The organism is Corynebacterium diphtheriae (genome assembly GCF_001457455.1).
Taxonomy (GTDB): Bacteria; Actinomycetota; Actinomycetes; order Mycobacteriales; family Mycobacteriaceae; genus Corynebacterium; species Corynebacterium diphtheriae.
Genome location: NZ_LN831026.1, coordinates 1370958 through 1395290 on the forward strand (window position 1 = coordinate 1370958; position 24333 = coordinate 1395290).

Sequence of the window (24333 nt, forward strand, 5' to 3'; positions counted from 1 at the left end):
CTATCAATTAATAATGTGGAGTTACCCTCGGTCAGGACGCCAACTTGCACCTGTCGACGGTGTAGTCTGTGGGCCAGACACCGTACGCTTCTGCGTAGATTCAGCTGATTGCTCGGGGGCGGAATCATCTTGAGCTTCTGCACCGCATCGGTGCATTTCTACTTGACGATTATGCTCGGCGGTCTTCTTAGAGCGATTCTTTAATGACACCAAGATTGGAGTGGCAAGGAATACGGACGAGAAAGTACCTTCAATAACACCAATGAGCTGGACAAGAGCCAAGTCTTTCAGGGTACCGACTCCCATGAGCCACACAGCGATAACAATTAAAGCAATAATTGGAAGTGCTGAGATAATCGTCGTCGAGATTGAACGCATCACCGTTTGATTAACAGCTAGGTTTGCGTGTTCCGCATAGGTGCGAGTGCGATTACCCAAATATCCAGCTGTATTTTCGCGCACCTTGTCAAACACGATGACAGTGTCATACAACGAGAAAGCTAAGACCGTAAGAAGACCGATAATAGTCGCAGGAGAAACCTCGAAGCCAACTAGAGCATAAACTCCAGAAATAACAATCAAATCTACGAGCAACGCAACAATTGCGGCTACTGCCATTTCTTTTTCCAAGCGAACCGTAATGTAGACGAAAACTGCCGCTAGGAATACGAACATCGAGATCAGCATGCGCTGGGTAATCGTAGATCCCCAGGATTCCGATACCGTAGAATCACCGATAGCGTCTGGCGTTGGTTGACCTTGGGAGCCCACAGGCTGATATTTCTCAAAAAGTGCTACACGAGCTCGAGAAATTTGATCTTCGCTTAGTCGCTCAGAATTGATTTCCAAGATACGCGTATCACCAGATCCCACAATTTGAACCAACTCTGGTTCGATACCTGTGGCATCTTTGAATGTGTCAGCAACTTCTGAAGTTTCCAATTGTGCTGCCGGCATATTCATCTTGGTTCCGCCAACAAAATCAATTCCAAGACTAAAACCGCGAACGGCTATCGCAATGAAACAAATCACCACAATGATAAGTGTGGTTCGGTACCACGTTCGACGGCGTCCAACGAAGTCTAGTCCACCATCACCGGTGTAGAGCTTTGACATAACGCTATTGCCACTCATTTATTCTTCTCCTTTGGCTGCGTTGGCACCGTGATGCATAGAAATAATTTTTCCCATGCCATTTGCTGCACCTGAAGATGTCCACGGCTTTCGAGATGCGAGGACGACTAGTGGAGCTGTAACAAGGAAGGTAACAACGATATCGAAGATGGTTGTGAGCCCAAGCGTAAAAGCGAAGCCTTTCACTTCTCCAACGGCCAGAATGTAGATAATCACTGCACCAATCAAGGTAACGGCATTACCAGTAATAATTGTTTGGCGGGCACGTTCCCAACCCCTTGGTACCGCGGAACGGAACGAACGCCCATCGCGAACTTCATCCTTGATGCGTTCATACAAAACGACAAAGGAGTCGGCAGTAGTACCAATACCGATAATCAAACCTGCAATTCCAGCAAGGTCCAAGGAATAGCCGATCCAACGCCCCAACAAGACCAGTGCACCGAATACCAAAGCGAAGGATGCAACCAGCGAGAACATCGAAATAAGGCCGAAGAAACGGTAATTGATAAGCGAATACAATGCCACCAAAATCAATCCCACGAGTCCTGCGATCAAACCTGCCTTCAAAGACGCCACGCCTAGTGAAGCGGGAACTGTAGTGGTCGTGCCACCGGTTTCCCCGTTTTCTCCAGCAAAGCTCAAAGGCAGAGCTCCGTATTTCAGGTTGTTAGCCAGATCTTGTGCCTCTTTTTGGCTAAAGCTTCCCGTAATTGCAGTTGCCGAGCCTACTGGTGTTGCAGATTGGATAACTGGAGCAGAGATAATCTTCGAATCGAGAGTAATAGCTACCTGTTTTTGCAGGTATTCTTGAGTCAATTTCGCCCAAGTTGCGCTGCCTTGATCACCATTGTCCGATTTAAAGGAGAAGCCGATCTCCATTTGGCCTGTTTGGGGGTTCAGCCCACCCGTGATCGGACGGTTGGTGTCAATCTCGTTGCCGGTGAGTCGTTTACCGTTAGCTTGATCAGTTTCGCCTTGAAGCAATGGCGCAGGGCTGAGAACATACACTTGTCCGCTTGATGGATCACAGGCTACCAATGGTTTTGTTGGATCATCAGTACCTTGCAGCGGATCAGGTGTGTCATCACATTTGAGCAGGGAGCTGGCAGAAAGCTGTGTAGTCGCATCAGTAGACTGACGGTCTTTCTTCATAACCTCAAGGACTTTATTGCGCAGCTGTTCCGACTCAATGGAGTTAGCAGGTTCTTTAGGTTCCTTAGCTGTGACTGTAGAGGCTTTGACATCCTCCGGTTTTTTGCCTTCAGATTGTGCTAACGCTTTGGCGGTATTTGAGAGCGCATCATTGGCCTCTTGCGGAGTGAGCACTCCAACTTCAACCCATCGATTCGCCATCTCTTTCATTGCATCAAGCAATTTCGTTGTATCTGGCGCATCTGGCTTTGCCACAGGGCGGAAAAGCAGCTGCGATGTTTGTCCTAGTGCACGAGCTTGGGTCGTGTCTTCACCTGGAACGGTGATGACTAATGTATTGCCGTCGCTAACAACGCTTGCACCGGTGACACCCATTCCATTGACACGATTTTCCAAAATGGATTTTGCCTGCGCAAGTTGGTCCTCAGTTGGATTTTGGCCCTGAGGAACAAGTGTCACACGGGTACCACCTTGAAGATCGATACCGAGTTTCGGTCGCGCCGAATGATCAGCTGTAGCGAAAACAAGCGCATAGATAATTGCGATGAGCACAGTAAAAACGAAGAGTGACTTGAACGGCCAACTCCTAGAATTACTGGCTACCTTCTTCGTTTGCGAAGGCAATGAACTAACTCCTATGTAAATGATGGTCTAACAGCACGCCGCCGTCAGCTTCTCTTTGCTTTCCATCAATGCGAAAATGAACACGATCGAACAGCAATTTTGGTTCTTGGCTATGGTACGCCACCGAAGCACTGTCCACGGAACTACACACCTTAAAATCATTAAGGTTTAATGGAATCCTCTTTGCCACCGCATTATTCCGTGTTCCAAGGCGGGCGTAATACAGTGATTTAAGCCTCTAGTTCAGAATCCGATTTATTGTCCTCGATGGAAATCACAGCAGATTTTTCAAAAGTGACTAAAATATTTGGTGCTATTTCTAAGTCAACTGTGTTCTCGGCTATCCCTTTGATTACGGCATGTACGCCAGCGGTTGTGATAACTCGCTGGCCTATCATCATCGATTCTTGCAGGTTCTTCAGCCGGTCTAAATGTTGTTTTTGCCTTCGCCTGATAAGCAGTGATGGCAGCACAAACACCACCACCAAGGCCACGTACAAAAGTAAAGTTGATGTCATGCTCAATGACTATAGCGAACCAATAATTCCTTCCGGAGGTTCAAGTCCTAAATGACGCCAAGCAGTCGCAGTGGCTACTCGGCCTCTGCCAGTGCGTGTAACCATCCCCGCCCTGACCAAATATGGTTCACATACTTCTTCGACTGTCGACGGCTCTTCGCCGACTGCTAGCGCTAGAGTATTAATACCTACTGGCCCACCACCGTGGCCCTTTATCAACGCTTCCAACACAGCTCTGTCTAATCGATCGAGCCCCATTTCGTCTACGTCGAATACCACCAATGCAGCTTGAGCTGCTGCGAGATTGATATGTCCGTCGGCGTTGACCTCTGCAAAGTCTCGAACCCGACGAAGCAGACGATTTGCTATACGTGGTGTTCCACGAGATCTGGAGGCTATTTCTACAGCCGCATCATGATCGATGCTGACCCCTAAAACCGCAGCAGCTCGTACGACAACCTTGGTGAGATCTTCAACCTCGTAGAATTCCATTTGGGCAGTAAACCCAAATCGATCACGTAATGGTCCTGTGAGCATTCCGGACCGTGTAGTTGCACCAACCAGAGTAAAAGGAGCTAGTTCAAGGGGAATTGACGTTGCCCCAGGCCCTTTACCGACGATGACATCGATTCTAAAATCCTCCATCGCCATATACAGCATCTCTTCAGCCGGACGTGCCATACGGTGTATCTCATCGATAAATAAGACATCACCTTCCATCAAATTAGACAGCATGGCTGCTAAATCACCGGCGCGTTCCAATGCAGGGCCGGATGTCATACGAAGACTAGTGCCTAATTCATAGGCAATAATCATCGCCATTGTTGTTTTTCCTAGTCCAGGCGGTCCCGAAAGTAACACATGGTCTGGTGCAACTCCTCGGCTCTTAGCACCTGATAAGACAAGATTGAGCTGATCTCTCACCTTTGGCTGTCCAATGAATTCGTCCAAACTACGTGGACGAAGCGAAGTCTCTACTTCCCCTTCATTGGATTGCAATCGTGCATCGACATCAGCATTGCCCAGTGAACTTTTCTGATTCCCAGCAGCAGATACCGGTGTTGGGACATGAAACTCGGTTTTTTCAATATTAGCCACGAATAACTCTCCCCTATTTAGTTCTTAGTGCCCAATTCGCTTAATGCTGCGCGCAATGCTTGAGATGTTGAGAGCTCTGGGGAGTCCCGCAACACACGAGACAACACTGGCAATGCAGTTTTTTCACTAAACCCTAGTCCTACGAGAGCTTCAAGTACTTGCTCTTGGACTGCTTGATCGACGGCAATGGACAACTGAGGCTGTGCGGCAGCAGGAATACCGTCATTGAATCCAGCAACTTTATCTTTTAGATCAACGATCATGCGTTCAGCCATCCGTTTACCGACTCCAGGAATCTTCTGCAGAGCCTTGGCATCACCCCCAGCGATATGTCGAGCGATGTCTTCCGTAGTAAAAACAGACTGTGCTGCTAAAGCAAGTTTAGGACCTAAGCCCGATACCGACTGCAACAGAACAAACATGCGTCGTGAAGCATCGTCGGTAAACCCATATAGTGTTTGGGATTCCTCCCTGACCACCATTGTGGTTAACACCCGCGCCTGCTCTCCCCGAGTTAACCGTCCAAGAGTTGTGGGGGCAGCTAGCACCTCATAACCTACGCCATTACATTCGATTACAGCGCTACCTAAACCGATCGATTCGACTGTACCTCTCAGAGAAACAATCACTTCATATACCCCTTTTTCTAAATATCTATTGTTACGGGCTATCTCTGGGAGTTATGTATCGCTAGCATTGGAGCTCGCCAACAATGGCATACCGCTAGAGCAAGAGCATCGGCCGCATCAGCCGGTTTGGGCGCTTCCACCAACCCAAGAATTCTTGTAATCATGGCCGTCATCTGTTTTTTGTCGGCTCGACCATTACCCGAAATTGCCTTTTTCACCTCGCTAGGTGTGTACATATGCACTGGTAGGCCGCGTTGCGCTGCTGCAAGAACAAGCACTCCTACTCCGTGGGCGGTATTCATCACCGTGGACACATTTCCGCGCTCAAAAATTCTCTCGATGGCAACGACATCAGGCTGATACTCGTCGATCCAGCTATTTACCGCTTCGCTCAATTCTAACAATCGTTGTGACAACTCAGCATGAGGCGGTGTACGCACCACCCCGACGGCTACGGGTATAACGCTTCGACCTTTTCCAGCCTGAACCACCGATAATCCACAGCGCGTCAGACCGGGGTCGATTCCCATGATCCTTAAGCCTACAACGGAGTGTTGAGGACGATGCGTGATGGTCATAGTGCCTTATCTAGTGAATTGGTTGCGAACATATCTGTAAAACCATTGACACTTCAATTTAGCACATAATTGCGAAAAGCGGCCGCAGCGCCCATAGAAGGACACGACAGCCGCTTGAAACAAATACAAAAAGTATTATGCTTCCAGCTCTGCTAGAACTTCGTCACTCAGATCCATATTGGTGTAAACATTTTGAACGTCGTCAGACTCTTCAAGGGCATCAATTAGCCGGAAAATCTTACGGGCATCATTTGCTTCGAGCGGAACCAGAACATCAGCACGGAAATCAGAATCAGAATCCTCCACTTCAATTTCTGCTTCTGCCAGTGCATCACGAATTGCAGCTACATCACCCGGCTCGGAAAGAATCTCAAACTTATCGCCGGCGTCACTTACTTCCTCTGCACCTGCGTCAAGTACTGCCATGAGTACATCGTCTTCAGTTAGTTCGCCCTTATTTACGAGGACAAATCCGCGACGCTTGAACATGTAGGAAACTGCACCGTTTTCTGCCATGTTGCCACCATTTTTGCTCATCGCAGTTCGAACTTCGGAAGCTGCCCTGTTGCGGTTATCTGTAAGACACTCAATAAGTACAGCTACGCCATTTGGACCGTAACCTTCATACATAATGGTTTGCCAGTCAGCGCCACCGGCTTCTTCTCCAGAGCCGCGTTTGCGAGCACGTTCGATGTTGTCGTTTGGAACTGAAGCCTTTTTGGCCTTCTTGATCATGTCATCAAGAGTCGGGTTTGCTGAAGGATCGCCGCCGCCGGTACGCGCAGCTACTTCGATGTTCTTGATGAGCTTGGCAAACTCTTTGCCTCGCTTGGCGTCGTTGGCTGCTTTCTTATGTTTCGTTGTAGCCCATTTGGAGTGGCCGGACATTGGCTCCCTTTCATTTAGTCTGACACCGTGGTCTGAGCATCGTCATGTCGAATGTTGATGAGCTGTTTCAGCGTAGTAACATTGCGATGTTTTTCTTGAGCAACGCAATCACTATAGCTGGTAACGGAAAGTTCCACGATGCCTCGTTTTTGGCAACGGCGCTATTATACGACAGCTATGTGATATTGAGTTTGTGCCCTATGTGTTTATCGCACTTTTTATTACTGTTTATTTTATTCATTGTGACACAAATGGAATATCTGCTTCGCCAGGTTTGAGGTGGCGCGTTAAACCTTCTTGTGTTGTGATAGCTACTAAATCACCATTAAGGTTGAAGATTTTTCCTTGCGTTAATGCACGTCCCGCGTGTGCGGAAGGTGACACTTGATCGTAGAGCAACCATTCGTCGGCTCGGAATGGGCGCAAGAACCACATGGCATGATCCAGTGATGCGAGTTTTACTGGCTCTTCAGGGTGCGGGACGAGAGATGAGTGAAGAAGAGTCATGTCTGACATGTATGCCAGTGTGCAAATGTGGAATGTTTCATCGTCAGGTAGCGCTTCCTTGGATTTAAACCACACTACTTGTTGACTTGGAGTGTATGGATTTTTCTCAAAGTCTTCCGAAGCAATTTTTCGAATATCCCAATCCCCCCATTCATCGAGTAAGGCCCTTGAGCTTGCTGGCAGTCCGTCTCGGTCTATTTGGACAGCTTCTGGCGGGGGCACACGCCGAACGAGATCTGAATGCTCTGGTCCGTGGTCGTTTCTTATATGGAAGCTGGCCTGCATGACAAAAATTGGCCGACCATTTTGCAGAGCCGTGATGTGCCGTGAGATGAAACTACGCCCGTCGCGGATACGTTGAACTTCAAAAATCGTAGGTTTTGATGAATCACCTGCCGACACGAAGTATCCATGCAGAGAATGCACAATAAAGTCTTCAGTGTTGACCGTTTGCGTAGCGCATACAAGCGCTTGGGCGGCAACTTGCCCGCCGAAGGTACGCGCTAGCGCCGATTCCACAACGGGACCTCGAAAAAGATTGGCATCTAAAGTCTCAACATCGAGGACATCAAATATTCTTCCCATATGTTTTCTTCTTCCCACGGTCTGGCTTGTGAGCTATATCGATGGCCACTAGTGTAACGAAATTGATGGGTTAGCCTACTTTATATTTCATTATTTATTTGCAGTTTCGGTGGTGGTATCCCCCATGAGGCTGCAATTATTCGTACAATTTTTCCGTGCAAAAAATCGGTTCGATCCCCTCGTTGTGCGCACTTTGGGTAATCTCTCGTATCGCCCTAGTAAAGCTCATCATGCTCGATCTTCGCCCTACAGGCGATGTCAATTATTACTATGTCGGTATCTTTGGACTTTCTCCAGGTGCATTGCAAGAATATCCAGCCGCCGGAGTATGGCCGATTAAAGCGTTATCATGGATAACGGGTTCTGAACATGCAGTTTTTGTTGTTGGGTTTGCAGTTCTTTGTTTGCTTTTCGACGTTTTGTTTTTTGGCGCATTACTCACAGTGAGCCAAGAACGCTTTCCGGGTTCTCGGTTTGCAGCAGTTGTCTGGATAATTTTTGGTCTTGCTACCCAACACGTTTTCTTATTGCGCTTAGATATTATGTGCGGAGTGGCCGTGGGTTTGGCTGCCCTGTGTTATTTTGTCAATCCATACCGCGCATCGGCTTTAATAGCGATAGCAACAATGATGAAGCTTTGGCCTGGAATTCTAGCTGCGGGTCTAGTGGGCGGTTTTAGAAGCATGAGCAGTTGGATACGTCTTGCGGTATTTTTTACAACTTCCGCGGTTTTAGTAGTAATTGTCTATTTTGTTGATGGTTTCGATCGACTGATATCGCCTTTGACGTATCAAACAGATCGAGGGATTCAGATTGAATCGATCCCTGGCACATGGTTTATGTATAAAGCTCTTGGTGATCCGGAGCATTATTCCGTCTATTACGCTACGTCGAAAAGCTTCGAAGTAACTGGCCCAAATATCGAGACGGCTTTAATGATTTCATCGTGGGCCATGCTGGCAACTGTAGTGTTCGGTGTTTTGTGGGCATTCGTGAATTTCCTGTTTGATCGTTGGAATCCAGAGGCCACGTTGGCATGGTCTATCGTGATGGTGTTGCTGGTTATCTGTACAAATAAAGTACTTTCACCCCAATATGTTTTATGGATTGCCCCACTAATCGTAGTAGCCGTAGCTGTGCGCCCAAGGTCTTGGGCGGTACGTCTACTCGCAATTATGAGTATCTTCATTGCGTTTTTCAGTTGGGTAGTTTATCCCGCCCGCTATGACGATATTATTTCCGTTCCGTTTGACACGTCACTTACGGTTTATGTGCTTATTGCCCGAAATCTTCTTTACCTTGTTTCGCTTTTTGTGGCCTTTGGATGGTGGGTTTCGAGCGTGTCAAATTATAGCGTCACCAAAAGTCTGCCAACCACCAAGCCGGTGATACGCCTCTTCAATACGACCACCAATCCAATGACCGTGAAAAACCTTGGCACTTGAAACACCAGCACCAGCAAAAGTAACACTTGCACATACCGCAATAGTTGCAGTCAACTTCTTAGCGAATTTCATCCGTAGCCCTTTCACGCTGAAGTGTCCCAGGTTTTGTTCCGTCTGAGTAGATGGGAAAATCTGGAACATGCCAAGAAAATTTGACCAGGATGCCAAAGACCGAGTGGTCCATCTTGTGGAAGACCGTATCTTGGCGGAAAATATGTCGATGCACCCCGCGTGCCAGGCAGTAGCTCCAAAGCTGGGGGTTTCATGGCACACAGCTCGTCAATGAACTTAAGCCTGCCCGCCTTGCAGGAAACATCCCAGAACCTGTACCTGCAGACTTGGCCGCGGAAAACGCGAGGCTACGCCGGGAGAATCAGGAACTCCGCGACACCAACGAGCTATTGAAAGCTGCATCGGCTTTTTTCGCGTCGGAACCAGACCCAAAACGTTAAGAAATGATCCGGTTCATCGATAAATACCGGAATCGTTTCTCTGTCGAGTTCATCTGCACTGGCGTTGAAGAATAACCGCGCTGGTAGGTTCATTACCTCGTGTGGTTATCGCCAGTCCAAGGCCCGTGGACTTAAGTGCTCGTCGGCTTCGTGACGGTTGTGCTGGTTGAACGCATTAGTGCTATTCATCGGGATAATTACGGTGTCTTAGGTGTGCGGAAAATGTGGCATGCTCTTTACCGTGATGGAATTGATATCGGTCGTGAACAAACTGCCCGTTTAATGCGCCTGGCCGGTGGTTCTGGCAAAGGCAGATCACCAATCACAACCCGAAAGCCTAACCTGCCTGATCTGCGCCCAGACTTGGTCGAGCGTGAATTCAAAGCCCAAGGTCCGAACAAGCTGTGGGTGGCTGACATTACGTATGTGCGCACGAACAATGGATTTGTGTACACCGCGTTTGTATTCCCGACGGATCGTTGGGTGGGCGTTATCAGATTCCATGCGCACTTCAGACATTGCCGCTGCAAGCTCTCAACCAGGCGATTGTGCGTGCTAAGGAAACGACGGGTTTGATTCACCACTCAGACCACGGCTGACAGGGTGGATTCAATTGGTTGTCGCAACACCCTGAGCATGGAGGTGTGAGAAGGTGGCTACCAAGGACTGGAGTAAGAAGACCAGTGATATGCCGGTGGGGGTGCGGCGTCAGTGGCGTGCGGATCGGGCGTTGCGGCCTGCGATGCGTTCCCCGGGTAGGCCGGTTCCGTCACGGGCGGTGCAACGCCAGTTCTGGGGTCTGATCGCGACGGGAATCACCACTGCGCAGGCCGCCCTTCAGGTGGGGGTGTCCGTACCGGTGGGAACGAGGTGGTTCCGTCATGCTGGTGGAATGAGACCGTTAGCTTTGGACGAGCCCTCGGGGCGGTATCTATCGTTTGCTGAACGAGAGGAAATCGCGATCCTGTGGGAGAAACAGACGGGTGTGCGTGAGATCGCTCGACGGATTGGCCGCAATCCGGCGACGATTTCTCGTGAGCTACGGCGTAATGCTGCCACCCGTGGTGGCAAGCAGATTTATCGGGTAGGGGTGGCCCAGTGGAAAGCTCAGGAAGCCGCTAAGCGTCCCAAACAAGCAAAACTCGTGGATAATCCGCGCCTGCAAGACTATGTTCAGGAGCGTCTTGCTGGGACGGTCCGAGATGAAAACGGGGTCGTCATGGCGGGGCCTGATACGCCTGCGTGGAAGGGCCGGAGCAAACCTCACAGGGCAGACCGACGGTGGTTGACCGCGTGGAGCCCGGAGCAGATATCGCAGCGGTTAAGGATCGACTTCCCTGATGATGAGAGTATGAGAATCTCCCATGAAGCGATCTACCAGGCGCTCTATATTGAGGGGCGCGGGGCGCTGAAGCGTGAACTCGTGGCCGCACTGCGGACTGGGCGGGCCCTGCGTAAACCCCGCGCCCGGTCCAAGAGCAAGCCTAAAGGTCATGTCACCGCCGATGTTGTCATCTCTAACCGGCCCCCGGAAGCCTCGGATCGGGCGGTGCCCGGGCATTGGGAAGGAGACTTGATCATCGGTACCGGCAGGTCAGCGATCGGGACCGTGGTCGAACGCTACAGCCGGTCGATCCTGCTGGTGCACCTGCCCCGGTTGGACGGCTGGGGTGAACAACCAAGGACGAAGAACGGACCTGCCTTGGGTGGGTACGGTGCTGAAGCGATGAACACCGCCCTACAAACCGTGATGAAAGATCTACCGTTACAACTGCGTCAAACGTTGACCTGGGACCGCGGAACCGAGCTCGCTGACCATGCCGCTTTCACTCTAGCCACGGGCACGAAAGTGTTCTTCGCGGACCCACACTCGCCATGGCAACGTCCCACGAATGAGAACAGCAACGGACTCCTACGCCAGTACTTTCCCAAGGGTACCGACCTGTCTCGATGGACAGCCCAAGACCTCGCCGCCATCGCCTACACGCTCAACAACAGACCAAGAAAAGTCCTTGGATTTCGAACCCCAGCCGAAGTCTTCAATGAACAACTACAATCAATTCAAAACAACAGTGTTGCAACCACCGATTGAATCCAAGCAGTATGTGAGCATCGTCTACAACGAGCGCTTGGCTGAGCACGGGATTGCCGCTTCTACTGGGACAGTAGGCGACTGCTATGACAATGCTCTGGCTGAAAACGTTAACGGCCCCTCACAAGAACGAGCTGATCCACACTCGCAGGTGGGATGACGTTGTCGAGGTAGAAATCGCGACGCTCGAGTGGATGTCATGGTGGAACCAGACGAGGCTTCACCAAAGCTTGGGGTACCGCACCCCAGTTGAAGTGGAAACCGAATTTTGGAAGCAGAACCCGCAACAGGGAATAATAAAAATCAAGGCAAATGCCTAGGAACAAAACTCGGGGCACTTCAGGAGGCCTCCAAAGAACCTGCAAAATACCCAGTGTAGTTGGAGGTTGCGATCCACGCGCTGGACTGTCCCGACCAGCCCAGGGAACCTACCATCAAAGGCAAAATGGGGGTACAAAAGAATCTACCCAAGCCCATGGCTACTGCTAGGCCGGCGGTACCACGCGACACCAAAAGGACATCCCGGTGGGTAGTTTCAGTCGCGGCGGAGTGAGCGTCTCCTTCAGGCTTCCCCATTGTTTTCCTCTTGTGCAATGCCCTGGGCGATTTTTGCTCCTTCTACTGCAGCCGGCATTCCAGCGTATACCCCGGCATGGAGAATAGCTTCGATAATTTCTTCAAATGAGCACCCGTTGCGGCGCGCTCCTCTAATGTGTGTCGCGAGCTCCGCATGCCTGTCTTGCGCGGCAAGAATACCCACGGTCACTAAACTGCGGGTTCGTAAATCGAGCCCACTTCTAGGCCAAAGAAACCCCCAGGGAGCTGTCTCAAGTAGTTCGAGCACGGGTTGTGCGGGGCCCCATCCTTTTAAAGTGGTGTTGACATAGTTATCACCCAGGACCTTGCGCCTGATAGCATCGGATTGAGTTTGTTTTTCTTTATCCATAATTATTCTCCTGAATTTGTCTGGCAATCACATCTGCGTCCGTAATGATCACGGAATTGACGAATGGCCGGATTGTCGCCGCAGTTCCCCATTGGATCCCTTCAAGAGGAATGCCATAAGCGAAAAGCAGTCCGGTATTTTTATCAGTGCCCGATTGATAGGCGATAAAAGTCTTCGGGTTGACATCGATAGCCCCCGAGACCCTACTTGTCTCGGAGTAGAGGTGGGGCTTTACGATGCCCCGGGATAAGAGGTCGCCGAGCAGGGGATCTGCAGTGTGATGAATCGCTCCAGACGGCAGCCGTGCCTCGATCAGAACTGTTGCCCACCCCTGGGAATCAGGAATCGTGGGAGCAAAATAAGAGTAAGCGCCCCTTCCCTCGAGAAGATCAATGCTGGATTCAGCAGGCAAAATGGTTACCACTCCCGCATCCACCAGAGCTTTGAGCTGCTTAATCCGCTCGACGGGAGGGCCGATAGACAGAAATGCATTGTTCGGGCTATAACGGTCCATTAACTCGGTAGCGTATGACCGTCCAGAAATTCGCCCGTATTGAACACAAGCGCGAATTTCATTACGTAAATCACGCAAGGTATCTAAGGCAGTCTTTAGTGGTCCTACTTTATTGCCCTGCTCTGCAGCATCAATATCTGCACGCAACCGCGCTGAAACAGCCCTTTGGTAGTCAGACAACGAGCACCCGGGAGCATTTACCCAGCGTGGGGAAAGCAAATCAGACCAGTCCAAAGTTTCAGATAGGCCAATTTCCTGCCGCCAATGAATAAGCTCCTTAACACCCATCTGGGCCCGGGATTCGGCCTCCTGCTTTTCCGAGTCAAGACCGCTTTGTTCCAAGAGGGCGATCGTAAATGCTAACTCTACCTCGAGGAGGATCTTAGGCCATACATCGCCTGAAAAGCTGGCGTTGTCCAGCGTCCGGGCAAAATCCTCGGTAAGAAACCGTGGTAGCCACCTCTCGTTAGGCTGCTTCTGATTCCTCCCACGAGCATGATGAGGCGCGCCCTTTCGGGAGCACGCGATTATCTTCGGTTCCTTTCCTGAGGGAATGTACCGGAAGGTATCCCCGTCTGAGGAGAACCGCCCGCCACGATATTCGGTAAGCAATTCCAGATAGTCAAAAAAGTTAAACCCATTCCCCGAAGTATCACTGTGTCATTGGGCGATATTCGACTAGTTTCTTTCGGTGAAGCGCCACCCCTTGGGAGGTAAATTAATCCCGCCTGGTTTGCCGAACGTGCCATCTCAAGCTCGCTCTCAGACATTTGCTGAGAGGTATGCCCAACTGCCAACACAACATTTTTGACCACTACTGTGTGCCCATCAGAGTCCATGAGAGCGTATGCCCCCCTCTTGATCGGAAATAGATAGCACTCGCGTGGGCACTAAGTGAATATCTACATAATCTCGATAGGCAGTAACTACCTGAGAAGCTACCCAGTGAAGATAAGCGCCATAGAGAGCCCTGGATGTATAGGTGTCTGGACCCGTTTGCAGAGCCTCTTCCAAAAGGACAGGATCTGAGTGCAGGAAGGCAGAGGCTTTCTCAGATTTCAGCCATTCGTAAAATGTGGGACCCTCGAGATACTTCCCCTCGATACCGGCGCTGGAATCAGGGAAACCACTGAGCTGAGATGCCACAGTATTCATGAGGAGAGCAGGGGTCTGATAAGGATTCCACACCTTGCCGGATCCGAAGGATGAATCATCAAACCAGACCAGTACGGGTGTTTCTTCTCGATCATTACTGTGCGCCAACCGGTCCAGGGTTCTTTCGACGACCGCCAGCCCTCTCGGCCCCCGCCCACAACAGCTACCTGGGCAGCCAGAGGAACGACTCGACCGACGCCTAGAGAAGTAGAATATGGGGTCAGCTCATCAACAATATCGGCCGCAGGTGCCGAATGGGTGCACCCGTAGTTCACTCCCGCCCAAAGGTTAAGGCTTTCCACGTCGCCAGCGTAATTAGCATTTGCTCTTAACTCTGAAGTCAAATGGTGAAGTTCCGGATACATCGACGGAGCGGACTGGGAGTACTTTTCAGTAAAAGTATTGGTGATGGCGCGAGCCAATCTTCCGGTGAACGCCTTAGTAAGGGTGGTCGGCCGACCGCTTAACTCTTTCAGAGCAATCTTGTGGGTATGTTTCGTCCCCGCCTCATCTGCGAGAAGAAAATGGGTGCCCACCTGTATAGCCCATGCACCCCGGCGAAGGAGTGCGAGGGCTTCTTTTGCAGTCGCGATACCACCTGCAGCAATAACAGGCTTACTTACTTTAGACAAGGCATATTCCAGCAGTTCAGAAGTAGAATGAGTCGATCCCTCACTCTCGGTAGAGAGCACAGTCGCTCGATGACCTCCAGCTTCTGCCCCCTGAACACATATAGCATCACACGAGGTGGATGCAAGAAAGTCGATCTCATGAGGCGTTGTCGCATTTAAAACAACACTTTTCCCTGCTTCTTGAAACTCATGGATCAACGTTTCATCAGGGTAGCCAAACGTAAATGAAACTACTTGAGCCTGCGAGCTTAAAGCAATGTCTATCTTTTCCCGGTAAAAGTCGTCCCCCGTAAAGGGTTGCTCAGGTAACTCCCCAAGTATCTGGGTATCCTTTTCGAGTAAGACGCGGTACCGCTTCCATAGGTCCTGATCCTTAGAAGAACGCTCTCGATCCGGAGGCGGGCAGAATATATTTATCCCGTACGGACCGTCCGCTTCACCTTCAACCTGTTGAATTGCCGATATCAGCTTTTCTGGGGTTAAGTAACCTGCAGCAATATTTCCCAAACCGCCAGCATTTGTTACCGCGACACAAAGTTCAGGAGCAGAAGGCCCCCCTGCCATTGGTGCCAAAATCAAGGGTCGCTTCAAAGTGATCATGAATGAAATCCTTACTCAGTGAGATTCACGGCGTGATTCACGCTACACGATTTCCCCATACGCCGATAGATAAGCCCGAAGAAAAATCACGAACGCGCAATAGCTTTCTCATATTCAAAGGCACCGGTCTCTGATCCTCAGGCTACAGTGAGAGCCGTGGCAGGGCTCGCAAGTGTGGATTTCGACTTGACACTGGGTCGTGGCAGCGCTCGTACGACAGTGGAAAAGCGCGTGAGAGAGTGGGGCGATTCTGGTGGACATGAGAACGCTTGAAGATGAATGGACGCCGAGCAACGAAAGCTGCTCGGCGTCCATTTCCTGTGCTCCGTTAGTCGAAAAAGATTACCAACAGGAGGATAAGAATGAGTGCGGCTGCAGCGGAAAAGCAGAGAACCGCCTGCGTCTTCTTTCCTTCCCCTTCTACCCCCAGTCTTGATGAACATGGAGACAAGCTCGGCCGCGAAAAACAGAAACAGAAACGCTCCTGCCCATGTAACCCATGGGATACCCGGGTTGAACGGAATTGCTACCGCAGTAATGGCCAACTACACTATCGCGCTGTACACATGGTTCGATGTCGAAAGTCTTTCCATTGGGCGCCGCCCTTTCCAGCTAACAGGAAACCACGGCGATCATTGCGCCTCCTGCAGCCTCGCAGGCTGAACCGGTGAAAACTCCCACGATGGGCGTGGCGATGCCGCCGACAGATGCCGACGCAGGGACACACTAGGACTCCCTAGGTGATGTTGAAGGCCTATGCGGCTGCCATGACACAACCGTGGTGCGCCGTCTCGGCAACGAACATCCGCGTTGCCTCGTCGTAACGGAACGCGACGTTCTCGTTGCCCTCATTGTCGAGATCGATGGAAGCAATGATGTTGCCCGCTTGATCCCGCCACGTAGCCACGTTGTTGGCGATATCCACGGAATCGCCTGCAGCGGTATTCAGCTTGAGTCCGTCTTCAGCAGGAACAGCGGATCGCTCATTCCGGATTGATCGAGCGCTACCTGAGTGGTGACGCTCGCGGCGGGTACCACATAAGTAGTGGCTGCCTCCATTCCAGCTGAAGAAAACGCGAGCACCGCCATGGCGGTGGCGATAAGGGGACGAAAGGATGTAGTACGCATAAGGACCTTCTAAGTGGGTCTCCGAAGGTTTACACCACGCTAAGGGACGCAACCACTCCCCAGTACTTCTCATCGTTGGAGGCACTGGGGAGAAGCCACCTGCGAGTAGAAGTCATAGCACAAGCAATGAATATTCCCCATAATGATGCTGAGTACCGGAGAGCTCCTGCTGGTATCAAAGCTAGGAAACTAAAGAAAGGTTTTTCTTCATATGAGGTTTTATCTAACTGCCTGTCGGCAGGGGAACCGTATATTGCTTATGGTGTGACCCCCCTACATCGGCAGGGTTCCCCTCAGCACGAAGTGTTCTCAGATGACGTTTCACGGTCGCTTCCGACAGGCCTGTTTCAGCCATGATTTCGCGCCTAGTAGGAGTTCTTTCTGTCTCAATCCAAAAGGAAGTTACGAATTGTCCAACAGCTTGCTTGTTGGACAACCCCTGCACTTTTGCGCATATGCGTCTTTCGCATGGTTTCTAAACGACCTTGTGCATAGTCGCTTTCGCGATCTTCCCAGCGTTGTGCGGCTTTCTTACCGCCTCTGCGGCCCATGGTGGCGAGTGCTTTGCGTTCACTACTCGTGGCTTTTCCTGGAGCACTAGAGCTAGCGTAGGCCTCGCTCTTGGACTGGGTGACGTAGCCGCGCACACGCCTTGCCATGGTCTGACGGTCACGCATCGGTGGTATCTCGATGTCTCGTCCTGCCCCGCCGTGACGCTGTGCGACGTTGTAGGCATGCTCGTATGCGTCAATAATCGCTGCATCTGTCAGACGCTGGCCTTGTTGACGCAGACGGTGCCCAGTCTTGAGCGCATGGCGGAAAGCCGTTTCGTCGCGAGCTGCAGTGCCCTGGGTAATCCAGAGGACACGCACACCGTCGATAAGCTCCGGATCGTACTGGTCGAGTCCCCCGGCGATTTCTGCATCCACGTCTTGGGCCAGGGCTTTGAACGCTTGGGCCTCCTCACGCCGGGTCTTGACCGCGTTGATGAGCTCGCGGCCAGAGGAAAACTGCTGGCGCGGGGCGGTGTTGAACTGTTCGTGTCCTGCTACGTCCCTCACCTGCTTTATCAAGTCTCCAAGACGCATCACCCGATTGTGCTGCCTGTACCAACGATAAGCGGTCGGAGCCTTACCGGTATAGAACGGGTTGCGGCTAAAACGGTGGGAAAAGTGCGGGTCATGATCTAAAAGCTCACCCAGTACGCGCGTGGTTGCTGCCAGTAGCTTCATCTGCGCTGATTTACCCATACGGTCGGCATAAACGGGGTCGATAAGCCAGATGAACTGGGCTTTCCCGTTCGTGGGGTTGATTCCCACCCAGGCCGGCCCGATGTTGTTCGAGATAAGTGAACGCACCACGTCACGGACATAAGGATTCAGATCTGCGGGGTCACCGCCGGCTGTTCCTACCTGGTCAACGTCAACGACCAGGACGGCGGCATACTACTTACTGGTAAGCATGACGTACTCGCACCGCCCTAAAGCCTCGGTGTCGAAGCGATCACATAGTGATTACTATATATTAAGTACATCATCCCCGAGTCCCGTACAGCGTTTTGAAAAAATTTTCAAAAATGTCGGCTATGCATCAGTCGGAATGTTGCCTTTTCTCGCTATTTCGCCCATAGCGAAGAAAAGTAAAAGCAACCGTCCGATATCGTTTCCTGCACCGTCATTAACATTGAGTCAATTGAGTCGCTCGCCTCTTTGGGGTCGACATTCGTCGAATGTAATGTACGGGGAGTTTATTACTTTCGCCCAATAGCCTTAATCTCTTCGGAAGAAGGATCGAATATGAACGAACTAGGCTCTACTTTTCTGAGCTTGTCGTCAGTGGACCACTGATATTAGCTTTTCTAGCATCAGCCATAGCTGGGATGGTTTCGTTCGCTTCTCCTTGCATTATCCCACTAGTACCAGGGTATATATCCTATCTTGCCGGGGTAGTAGGAGCTACAACAGCGCCTACAAATGATGGCGTATTTGTAAAGAGATATCGAGGCAGGGTTTGCGGCTCTGCACTGATCTTCGTAGCGGGTTTTACCATAATCTTCATTCTCGAAACTGCAGCAGTCTTTGGGGCAATACAGGCTATCCAGACGAATAAAGAGATGCTAATGCGCGTAGGTGGTGTAGTAACCATCTTCATGGGCCTGATATTCATGGGATTCATTCAACCATTTCAAAAAGACACTCGAATGGCTCCACGCCGTTGGCAAACAATAGCCGGGGCTCCCCTACTCGGTGCAGTATTTGCACTAGGGTGGACCCCATGCCTTACCCCCACCCTCACAGCTATTATCTCTATATCTTTAGGAACTGATGGAGTCACCGCAACGCGCGGAGTAGGACTCATCGCATCCTATTGCTTCGGGCTGGGAATGCCATTCGTCCTAGTAGCGCTAGGTTCATCTGCAGTACTGAAAAATCTTGAAAAATTAAGGCGTCATTCCCATACTATTCCGACAGTCGGCGGAGTGATGCTTGTTTCCGTAGATATCCTTCTCTTGACTGGACGGTGGGGAGTATTCGTGAGCTGGGTACAACAGTGGTCAGCTTCCGGGATAATCTTGCCTATTTAGATAGCTACAGTCGGGCCTGACCCCCGGAAAGTGGACACGTCGGGGGTCAAGGCCCCCAGCGTTAATTGGTGGCTGCAACAGGCCCTTAACCAGTTCCTTGGCCTCATTGGTGGGGTCGACAATTCGTTAATCAGGCTGGCGAGTCTAGGATTTCCATCAGCTTCTCGCTGACCTTGTTGACCGTCGCTGGGGCATGGCCTTTCTCCAGTGACACTGTAGTCATTATCTGTGAAACTTCTTCTAGATTAGAGCCTCACACATAAACATCCTGACACTCTCTATTCGTGCTCGGTACACCCCTAAGAAATACTGTTCGATGCGCAGAAGTATCGCGTATGCATTCTCTCTTTGTACTGTCCTGTTAGGAGCCTTTCAACGCCCGGTACACCGTAGGGCGGGTAACGCCGAAGCCCCGCGCCAAGGCTGCTTTCGACTCCCCCGCCAGTGTGCGCCGCTTAATCTCCGCTACCTGCTCTGTGCTTAGAGCAGGTAGCGGCCTTTGTACTTTCCGGCCTTTTTCGCCAACGTAATCCCCTCTGCTTGGCGTTCGCGGATAATGGCCCGCTCAAACTCCGCAAACGAACCTAAAATACCCAGCATTAAATCCGCACGCGGATCTGTAGTGTCTTTCACAAACGCGAGATTCTCATGCAGAAAAGTAACAGTCACACCTTTGCCGATAAGTTCATCAACAATGCCGCGAAGATCCGTCAGCGATCGGGCGAGGCGGTCGATCGACGAGACGACGAGTTCGTCACAGTAGCGCACATACGCCATACATTCCCCCAGCCCTGGGCGGGCAGTCTTGGTGCGGCCGGAAATCTTATCTTCAAAGAACCGGTCAATTCTGCCGGAAGCATTGAGTAGTTCTTTCTGGCGCTGATTATTCTGCTCCACCGTCGAAACCCGGATATAGCCCACCCGCTGCCCACGCGAACCAGAGTCATTGCCCATTAGTCTTCGCCCCGCGACGGCGTAAAGGTACCATTCTCCTGGGCAATGACCGCATCACGATACGACTCGATTGCATCCGAGAGAGCATAAAGCTGAACACAATCGAGACCATCAGCGTCAGCAAGCAAGGCTTGCACGATCCTGCCCAACGCCTGCTGCCCCGACGGAGCGTGTCAAGTTGTTTGTGTGTGGGGTTAGGTTCATAGGTACTTATCGAAGCGGCCGGGAAAGGCCACGACCATTTGGTTGATGGCTTGTTTCCAGCCGGAAACTCGGGCTCCTTCCATGAGTCTGCCGGCTGTCGCTGAGACTCGTTTGCCTTGCTTTGCCCTCTTGGCAGCGCGTTTGTCTTCGATATTGCAGATCATCAGCCACAGCGTCTTGAGCGCTGATTCATCGTTGGTGAACTGCACCCTGTTGCGGGTAGCTTTACGCAGTTCATTGTTGAATGATTCAATCGAATTCGTCGTATAGATAACCTTTCTGGCCGCTGGTGGGAACTGTAGAAACGGTACGAAACGCGCCCATGCATCTCGCCAGACCTTGACTGAGCGTGGATACTTTTCTCCCAATTCAGAGGCTTCAAATTCGTCTAAAACAGCCTGAGCTGTGGATTCGTCTGTGGCGGTGTAAATCTTTCTCAACGCGGCCGATACGCCCCGGCGCTCCCCGTAGGCTACCCATCGGTTAGCTGCGCGAATCAGGTGCACGATACAGGTTTGCACCATCGAGTTCGGCCAGGTTGCCTCGACTGCTTCAGGCAGGCCTTTTTTATACCCGTCACAACAGACGATAAAAACGTCTTTGACCCCACGGTTAGAAAGATTGGCACATACCTGCGCCCAAAATGAAGCGCCTTCTTCTTTGGCAATCCACAACCCCAAAATGTGCTTAAATACCGTCAAGATCCACACCCATTGCCATGTACGCGGACTTGTTGATCACTCGGCCACCGTCGCGGACTTTAATGCGCAGTGCATCGAGAAACACTACGGGGTAGAATTCAATTCGTCTAACTGGTGGTTTTGCCAGACCATGACCGCCTCGAGGACGGCGTCGGTGACTGCGGAGATCGTCTCATGGGAAATAATCGACACGCATCGCAGTTGCCATATGATGCTGGATATCCTTAAATCGTCATCCCACCGGCATACAAGCTGACGATCATGTCATCAACGTCGGTCAATCTCCTCGAGCCTTTAGGGACCATAGTCGGCAAGAATGTTCCAGCCCGATCCCTAGGCACATCAACCGTAACCGGCCCGTAGTGAGAATCCACGTATCTTTGGATACGACCCGTTACGGTGATTGTTTGTCCCAGCAGTAGCTTTAGCACTCCTGTCGCCAGACTCGTAGCCAAGGTGGGCATCCATCTCAGCATTCAAACCCCTAGTGATCGAGGTTTGCAACATGCCCCGAACCAGGTTGTTGGCATCCGTGGTGGACGTGCCTAGCTTGTCAATGAGTTTCGCGATGTCAGGGTTAGCAAGCAGTTTCTTTTCAATCGCATCAATCTTGGTTTTATCAGCCGGATCTCGTCGTGCCACACTAGTCATTCTGGTTCATCTCCTTATGCAGGTTGGGAATCTACACACAAACCATTAGACACTCTCGGCTTCTATCAATATTGAGGCGCACCGTTCGACAAAAAATGCCATGACATCTGAAAATATGTGGAGATTATTTCAATAAACTTGAACACCGTTTAACTCATTGTTTTATGCTTCATATATGAGCTATGTCAGCGTCAAAATGCATGCGAGCAGCAACGGAGCACACATATCTGGAGCTGAAACTCTTGTTGATGAATCACGGGCCAATGAATTTTTGTCCAGCTTTTATAAGCGTGCAAATACGCATTCCAAGGGTCAACCGGAGATAACCACGCTTACAATCCGCAGAATTAATGATGCAGATATCATCAAAGTCCCTGCATTAGAGGTCAGATGCCTTTCTGCCCAGCATCCTAGCGAAGCCCACCGTCAAGTAATCGAGCAACTTTCCAACGTTGTTAGTCCCACTATCGCACGGATGGCACTCGATGCAGTCTTGAATGCTCGCAACATGCGCGGGGCAATTTTATTATGCGCGCACACTGGACAACGCCTCGATCCCTACGACCCACAACGAGGAGTCCGCGCATCGACGTTTGGGGTCACACCACAAGAGTCCGCTGGCCCAACACTTAACAAGTCACACTTCAACGAAGCCCTAGTCTTAGCGTCCAAAGTGATGAGCGCGCCGGGCATCGTCGCAGAAATATGTATCTCCGACGATCCTGCCTATACAACGGGATACGTCACAACAGAAAATACCTACATCCGTATTCCTCACATGAAAGATCCCTATTCTCCCATCGGCGGGCGTGTTTTTCTATTGGATACTCGGGTGAGCACGCCTGAAGATACGATTAGTTATCTTGAACAAAAGCCAGTCCTCATTACCGGAGTTAATTAATGTCTCCATCGCTTGATTTTTATGCTCACCAACGCAATGTGGAGTGGCGTGAACGAGGCCTTGAGCGCACAACCGCGCAGTTTTCTTCACCTCAAACTCCACACGCAATAATCGATAATCGTCCTACGCTGCTATTTTCCAGCTCTGATTATTTAGGCCTTAGCGAACATCCTTTCCTAAAAAACGCCGCAATCCAAGCAATCAGCTCTTTAGGTACAGGATCCGGTGGCTCCCGATTGACCACTGGCAGCAGCATTCACCGCAGCATCGAAATTCATCTCGCTCAATTCTTCGGCTCCCCCGACGCAGTGTTTTTCGCTTCCGGTTATCAAGCAAATGTCACCATTATCTCCACGCTTGCCGGAAAAGATTGCACCATCTATTCAGATTCACTCAATCACGCCTCCATCATTGATGGTTGTCGACTCAGCAAATCTCAAGTAAAGACTTTTCCCACCGGAGATTATGAAGCCCTCGATGACGCATTAGCTCATTGTGATACTGCGAATTCACTTGTTATTACCGACGCAGTATTTTCCATGTCTGGCACAATCGCAGATCTCGAACAGTTACGCCAAGTAGCAGCCCGACACGGTTCATGGTTGCTTATCGACGACGCCCACGGAATCGGTTGCTTAGGAAACGCAGGGCGTGGCACTGCGCATTTGTTCCCCCACGCACCGACCGATTTCTCACAAGAAGTAATCGTCGGTACGTCAAGTAAAGCCCTTGGAGGCGAAGGCGGCTTCGCTTTATGCTCTGAACAGGTAGCCACCTTATTGCGCAATCAAGGGCGCGGATATGTCTTTTCCACTGCTCCTTCACCAGCAACGATGGCAACTACCGATGCGGCACTGACAGTTCTAGAACAAGAACCAGATCGTGTCCGCAGGCTTCAATCCAATATTGCTTACTTCGCACAGCAAAGCTCACATGTAGTCCCAGTTCAGAAAAACGGGTTTTTCTCCGCAATCATTTCATACCCAATTGGAGACGAAAATCAGGCACTGCTTTCTGCACGACTGCTTCGTGATAAGGGATTTTTTATTCCAGCAATCAGATATCCAACAGTAAGTCGTGGCAATGCCATGTTGAGGATAACCATGACATCGATGCATTCTCACCAAGATATTGATCAACTTGCTGATGCACTCAAGCAATTAGATAGTCATCGTTTCCATGAAATAAAGAACACTTAGTCATGGATGTTGGGCAACTCGAAGAAAATAGGAAGCCGTGCAGTTCCACCAAGTCGCAGACCTCGAACTAGTGGACGCACTCTAAGGGCACGAGTATCTGCAACCGCATCGTTATAAAAGCGGAAGGCCAATTGGACTCGTGCCTCTGCTTCCACCAACGATGCAGGAACAGCATCGCCAAGAAGAGAAATACACGCACCGACATGTTTTTCTTTTTCAGACCGTTCTGAAAAGGTTTCATAGTCTAATTGGATCTTTTGGGCAGACTGCGCCAAGGCATTATGTTGAGGATATAGCGCCGCCAACACCGCAGATCGTTGATCTAATGCTGCTTGAAGCGCTTGGAGCGCAGAATCCGTACGAATATGAAGTCGATTCAAACGCTGTGCAGTACTCCAAGCCCACGCGATAAACACGGTGATAAGGCATACAACTATCGCAACAAGAATTGTTGTCATA

Annotated in this window: 29 protein-coding genes and 2 pseudogenes; 9 read left to right on the plus strand and 22 right to left on the minus strand. The window is 50.7% G+C overall.

What is annotated here, in order from left to right:
- Nucleotides 1-21: 21 nt before the first annotated feature.
- The 9 genes from secF to AT687_RS06660 form a co-directional block, all read right to left on the minus strand.
- Nucleotides 22-1134, minus strand: coding sequence for a protein translocase subunit SecF (gene secF, locus AT687_RS06625; RefSeq protein WP_014310481.1), 1113 nt, complete (start codon nt 1132-1134; stop codon nt 22-24).
- Nucleotides 1135-2913: a protein translocase subunit SecD gene (secD, locus tag AT687_RS06630; RefSeq protein ID WP_014319125.1), complete on the minus strand. Its 1779-nt coding sequence runs from the start codon at nt 2911-2913 to the stop codon at nt 1135-1137.
- A gap of 230 nt (nt 2914-3143) precedes the next feature.
- On the minus strand, nt 3144-3437 hold the full coding sequence (gene yajC / locus AT687_RS06635) for a preprotein translocase subunit YajC (RefSeq protein ID WP_014310483.1): 294 nt from the start codon (nt 3435-3437) through the stop codon (nt 3144-3146).
- 3 nt (nt 3438-3440) lie between these two features.
- Nucleotides 3441-4529, minus strand: coding sequence for a Holliday junction branch migration DNA helicase RuvB (gene ruvB / locus AT687_RS06640; protein ID WP_014310484.1), 1089 nt, complete (start codon nt 4527-4529; stop codon nt 3441-3443).
- A 17-nt stretch (nt 4530-4546) separates the two neighbouring features.
- The gene (gene ruvA, locus AT687_RS06645) at nt 4547-5158 is read right to left on the minus strand and encodes a Holliday junction branch migration protein RuvA (protein WP_014310485.1); all 612 of its coding nucleotides are present in this window, start codon (nt 5156-5158) and stop codon (nt 4547-4549) included.
- Between the two features lie 38 nt (nt 5159-5196).
- On the minus strand, nt 5197-5736 hold the full coding sequence (gene ruvC / locus AT687_RS06650; protein WP_014301980.1) for a crossover junction endodeoxyribonuclease RuvC: 540 nt from the start codon (nt 5734-5736) through the stop codon (nt 5197-5199).
- A gap of 135 nt (nt 5737-5871) precedes the next feature.
- Entirely contained in the window at nt 5872-6624 is a 753-nt protein-coding gene (locus tag AT687_RS06655) for a YebC/PmpR family DNA-binding transcriptional regulator (protein WP_014310486.1), read from the minus strand.
- 14 nt (nt 6625-6638) lie between these two features.
- Nucleotides 6639-6761, minus strand: a complete 123-nt coding sequence (locus AT687_RS13290; RefSeq protein WP_014301981.1) for a hypothetical protein — start codon at nt 6759-6761, stop codon at nt 6639-6641.
- Between the two features lie 100 nt (nt 6762-6861).
- The gene (locus AT687_RS06660) at nt 6862-7716 is read right to left on the minus strand and encodes an acyl-CoA thioesterase (protein ID WP_014310487.1); all 855 of its coding nucleotides are present in this window, start codon (nt 7714-7716) and stop codon (nt 6862-6864) included.
- A 155-nt stretch (nt 7717-7871) separates the two neighbouring features.
- Between AT687_RS06660 and AT687_RS06665 the strand changes: the two genes are divergently transcribed.
- The 6 genes and pseudogenes from AT687_RS06665 (at nt 7872) to AT687_RS13510 (ending at nt 12025) form a co-directional block, all read left to right on the plus strand.
- Nucleotides 7872-9161, plus strand: a complete 1290-nt coding sequence (locus AT687_RS06665; RefSeq protein ID WP_014310488.1) for a hypothetical protein — start codon at nt 7872-7874, stop codon at nt 9159-9161.
- Nucleotides 9162-9254: 93 nt separating this feature from the next.
- A pseudogene (locus tag AT687_RS12630) lies at nt 9255-9447 on the plus strand (hypothetical protein).
- A gap of 388 nt (nt 9448-9835) precedes the next feature.
- Nucleotides 9836-10189 (plus strand): transposase, encoded by a 354-nt coding sequence (locus AT687_RS13500; RefSeq protein ID WP_041627131.1) that lies wholly within the window; start codon nt 9836-9838, stop codon nt 10187-10189.
- A 112-nt stretch (nt 10190-10301) separates the two neighbouring features.
- Complete coding sequence (locus tag AT687_RS06675) at nt 10302-11705, plus strand: IS30 family transposase (RefSeq protein ID WP_047928725.1); 1404 nt, start codon at nt 10302-10304, stop codon at nt 11703-11705.
- A gap of 13 nt (nt 11706-11718) precedes the next feature.
- Nucleotides 11719-11865: a transposase gene (locus AT687_RS13505; RefSeq protein ID WP_014303484.1), complete on the plus strand. Its 147-nt coding sequence runs from the start codon at nt 11719-11721 to the stop codon at nt 11863-11865.
- The gene (locus AT687_RS13510) at nt 11798-12025 is read left to right on the plus strand and encodes an integrase core domain-containing protein (RefSeq protein WP_353430559.1); all 228 of its coding nucleotides are present in this window, start codon (nt 11798-11800) and stop codon (nt 12023-12025) included. Before AT687_RS13505 ends, AT687_RS13510 begins: the two co-directional genes overlap by 68 nt.
- A gap of 19 nt (nt 12026-12044) precedes the next feature.
- Here AT687_RS13510 and AT687_RS06685 read toward each other — a convergent pair whose 3' ends face one another.
- From AT687_RS06685 to AT687_RS06710, 9 genes are all read right to left on the minus strand, one after another.
- Nucleotides 12045-12281 (minus strand): YbfB/YjiJ family MFS transporter, encoded by a 237-nt coding sequence (locus AT687_RS06685; RefSeq protein ID WP_014311393.1) that lies wholly within the window; start codon nt 12279-12281, stop codon nt 12045-12047.
- Nucleotides 12268-12651 (minus strand): carboxymuconolactone decarboxylase family protein, encoded by a 384-nt coding sequence (locus tag AT687_RS06690; RefSeq protein WP_016829737.1) that lies wholly within the window; start codon nt 12649-12651, stop codon nt 12268-12270. Before AT687_RS06690 ends, AT687_RS06685 begins: the two co-directional genes overlap by 14 nt.
- Nucleotides 12644-13507, minus strand: a complete 864-nt coding sequence (locus tag AT687_RS13045) for a hypothetical protein (protein ID WP_227882391.1) — start codon at nt 13505-13507, stop codon at nt 12644-12646. Before AT687_RS13045 ends, AT687_RS06690 begins: the two co-directional genes overlap by 8 nt.
- 486 nt (nt 13508-13993) lie before the next feature.
- Entirely contained in the window at nt 13994-14428 is a 435-nt protein-coding gene (locus tag AT687_RS13050) for an FAD/NAD(P)-binding protein (RefSeq protein ID WP_227889282.1), read from the minus strand.
- Nucleotides 14317-15552: an NAD(P)H-dependent flavin oxidoreductase gene (locus AT687_RS13055; protein ID WP_014319127.1), complete on the minus strand. Its 1236-nt coding sequence runs from the start codon at nt 15550-15552 to the stop codon at nt 14317-14319. The genes AT687_RS13050 and AT687_RS13055 overlap by 112 nt, the downstream gene beginning before the upstream one ends.
- Nucleotides 15553-16306: 754 nt before the next feature.
- The gene (locus AT687_RS13060; RefSeq protein WP_224787951.1) at nt 16307-16477 is read right to left on the minus strand and encodes a hypothetical protein; all 171 of its coding nucleotides are present in this window, start codon (nt 16475-16477) and stop codon (nt 16307-16309) included.
- Between the two features lie 20 nt (nt 16478-16497).
- Entirely contained in the window at nt 16498-16680 is a 183-nt protein-coding gene (locus tag AT687_RS13065; protein WP_014310493.1) for a hypothetical protein, read from the minus strand.
- 223 nt (nt 16681-16903) lie between these two features.
- Entirely contained in the window at nt 16904-17035 is a 132-nt protein-coding gene (locus AT687_RS13400; RefSeq protein WP_077393421.1) for an ArsR family transcriptional regulator, read from the minus strand.
- 31 nt (nt 17036-17066) lie between these two features.
- A complete protein-coding gene (locus AT687_RS06710) occupies nt 17067-18113 on the minus strand; it encodes a replication initiation protein (protein WP_227889286.1) in 1047 nt (348 codons plus the stop codon).
- 356 nt (nt 18114-18469) lie between these two features.
- Between AT687_RS06710 and AT687_RS06715 the strand changes: the two genes are divergently transcribed.
- Complete coding sequence (locus tag AT687_RS06715) at nt 18470-19264, plus strand: cytochrome c biogenesis CcdA family protein (protein ID WP_035099717.1); 795 nt, start codon at nt 18470-18472, stop codon at nt 19262-19264.
- Between the two features lie 361 nt (nt 19265-19625).
- Here the strand turns inward: AT687_RS06715 and AT687_RS13605 are convergent, their stop codons facing one another.
- From AT687_RS13605 to AT687_RS06725, 3 genes and pseudogenes are all read right to left on the minus strand, one after another.
- Nucleotides 19626-19724 carry a helix-turn-helix domain-containing protein gene (locus AT687_RS13605; protein ID WP_077393422.1) on the minus strand — a complete coding sequence of 33 codons (99 nt, stop codon included), beginning with the start codon at nt 19722-19724 and terminating at the stop codon, nt 19626-19628.
- A gap of 20 nt (nt 19725-19744) precedes the next feature.
- A complete protein-coding gene (locus tag AT687_RS06720) occupies nt 19745-20218 on the minus strand; it encodes a recombinase family protein (RefSeq protein WP_014301993.1) in 474 nt (157 codons plus the stop codon).
- A gap of 200 nt (nt 20219-20418) precedes the next feature.
- Nucleotides 20419-21774: pseudogene (locus tag AT687_RS06725) on the minus strand (IS256 family transposase).
- A gap of 175 nt (nt 21775-21949) precedes the next feature.
- On the opposite strand from AT687_RS06725, the gene AT687_RS06735 reads away from it, so the two are divergent.
- Both AT687_RS06735 and AT687_RS06740 read left to right on the plus strand, forming a co-directional pair.
- Nucleotides 21950-22675 carry a 6-carboxyhexanoate--CoA ligase gene (locus AT687_RS06735; RefSeq protein ID WP_014303493.1) on the plus strand — a complete coding sequence of 242 codons (726 nt, stop codon included), beginning with the start codon at nt 21950-21952 and terminating at the stop codon, nt 22673-22675.
- Nucleotides 22675-23874: an aminotransferase class I/II-fold pyridoxal phosphate-dependent enzyme gene (locus AT687_RS06740; protein WP_014302000.1), complete on the plus strand. Its 1200-nt coding sequence runs from the start codon at nt 22675-22677 to the stop codon at nt 23872-23874. Before AT687_RS06735 ends, AT687_RS06740 begins: the two co-directional genes overlap by 1 nt.
- Here the strand turns inward: AT687_RS06740 and AT687_RS06745 are convergent.
- On the minus strand, nt 23871-24332 hold the full coding sequence (locus AT687_RS06745) for a hypothetical protein (RefSeq protein ID WP_014302001.1): 462 nt from the start codon (nt 24330-24332) through the stop codon (nt 23871-23873). The two genes, AT687_RS06740 and AT687_RS06745, sit on opposite strands and share 4 nt — an antisense overlap.
- Between the last annotated feature and the right edge of the window lies 1 nt (nt 24333).

Bases quoted from the DNA above. Each gene is read 5' to 3' on its own strand.
- secF (WP_014310481.1), bottom strand. From the start codon at position 1,134: ATGAGTGGCAATAGCGTTATGTCAAAGCTCTACACCGGTGATGGTGGA.
- AT687_RS13055 (WP_014319127.1), bottom strand. From the start codon at position 15,552: ATGATCACTTTGAAGCGACCCTTGATTTTGGCACCAATGGCAGGGGGG.
- AT687_RS13500 (WP_041627131.1), top strand. From the start codon at position 9,836: ATGTGGCATGCTCTTTACCGTGATGGAATTGATATCGGTCGTGAACAA.
- AT687_RS06720 (WP_014301993.1), bottom strand. From the start codon at position 20,218: ATGGGCAATGACTCTGGTTCGCGTGGGCAGCGGGTGGGCTATATCCGG.
- AT687_RS06735 (WP_014303493.1), top strand. From the start codon at position 21,950: ATGAGCTATGTCAGCGTCAAAATGCATGCGAGCAGCAACGGAGCACAC.
- AT687_RS13065 (WP_014310493.1), bottom strand. From the start codon at position 16,680: ATGCGTACTACATCCTTTCGTCCCCTTATCGCCACCGCCATGGCGGTG.
- AT687_RS13400 (WP_077393421.1), bottom strand. From the start codon at position 17,035: ATGGCTGAAACAGGCCTGTCGGAAGCGACCGTGAAACGTCATCTGAGA.
- AT687_RS13510 (WP_353430559.1), top strand. From the start codon at position 11,798: ATGCTCTGGCTGAAAACGTTAACGGCCCCTCACAAGAACGAGCTGATC.
- AT687_RS06685 (WP_014311393.1), bottom strand. From the start codon at position 12,281: ATGGGGAAGCCTGAAGGAGACGCTCACTCCGCCGCGACTGAAACTACC.
- AT687_RS06655 (WP_014310486.1), bottom strand. From the start codon at position 6,624: ATGTCCGGCCACTCCAAATGGGCTACAACGAAACATAAGAAAGCAGCC.
- ruvC (WP_014301980.1), bottom strand. From the start codon at position 5,736: ATGACCATCACGCATCGTCCTCAACACTCCGTTGTAGGCTTAAGGATC.
- AT687_RS06660 (WP_014310487.1), bottom strand. From the start codon at position 7,716: ATGGGAAGAATATTTGATGTCCTCGATGTTGAGACTTTAGATGCCAAT.
- AT687_RS06740 (WP_014302000.1), top strand. From the start codon at position 22,675: ATGTCTCCATCGCTTGATTTTTATGCTCACCAACGCAATGTGGAGTGG.
- AT687_RS06690 (WP_016829737.1), bottom strand. From the start codon at position 12,651: ATGGATAAAGAAAAACAAACTCAATCCGATGCTATCAGGCGCAAGGTC.
- AT687_RS06745 (WP_014302001.1), bottom strand. From the start codon at position 24,332: ATGACAACAATTCTTGTTGCGATAGTTGTATGCCTTATCACCGTGTTT.
- AT687_RS06675 (WP_047928725.1), top strand. From the start codon at position 10,302: ATGCCGGTGGGGGTGCGGCGTCAGTGGCGTGCGGATCGGGCGTTGCGG.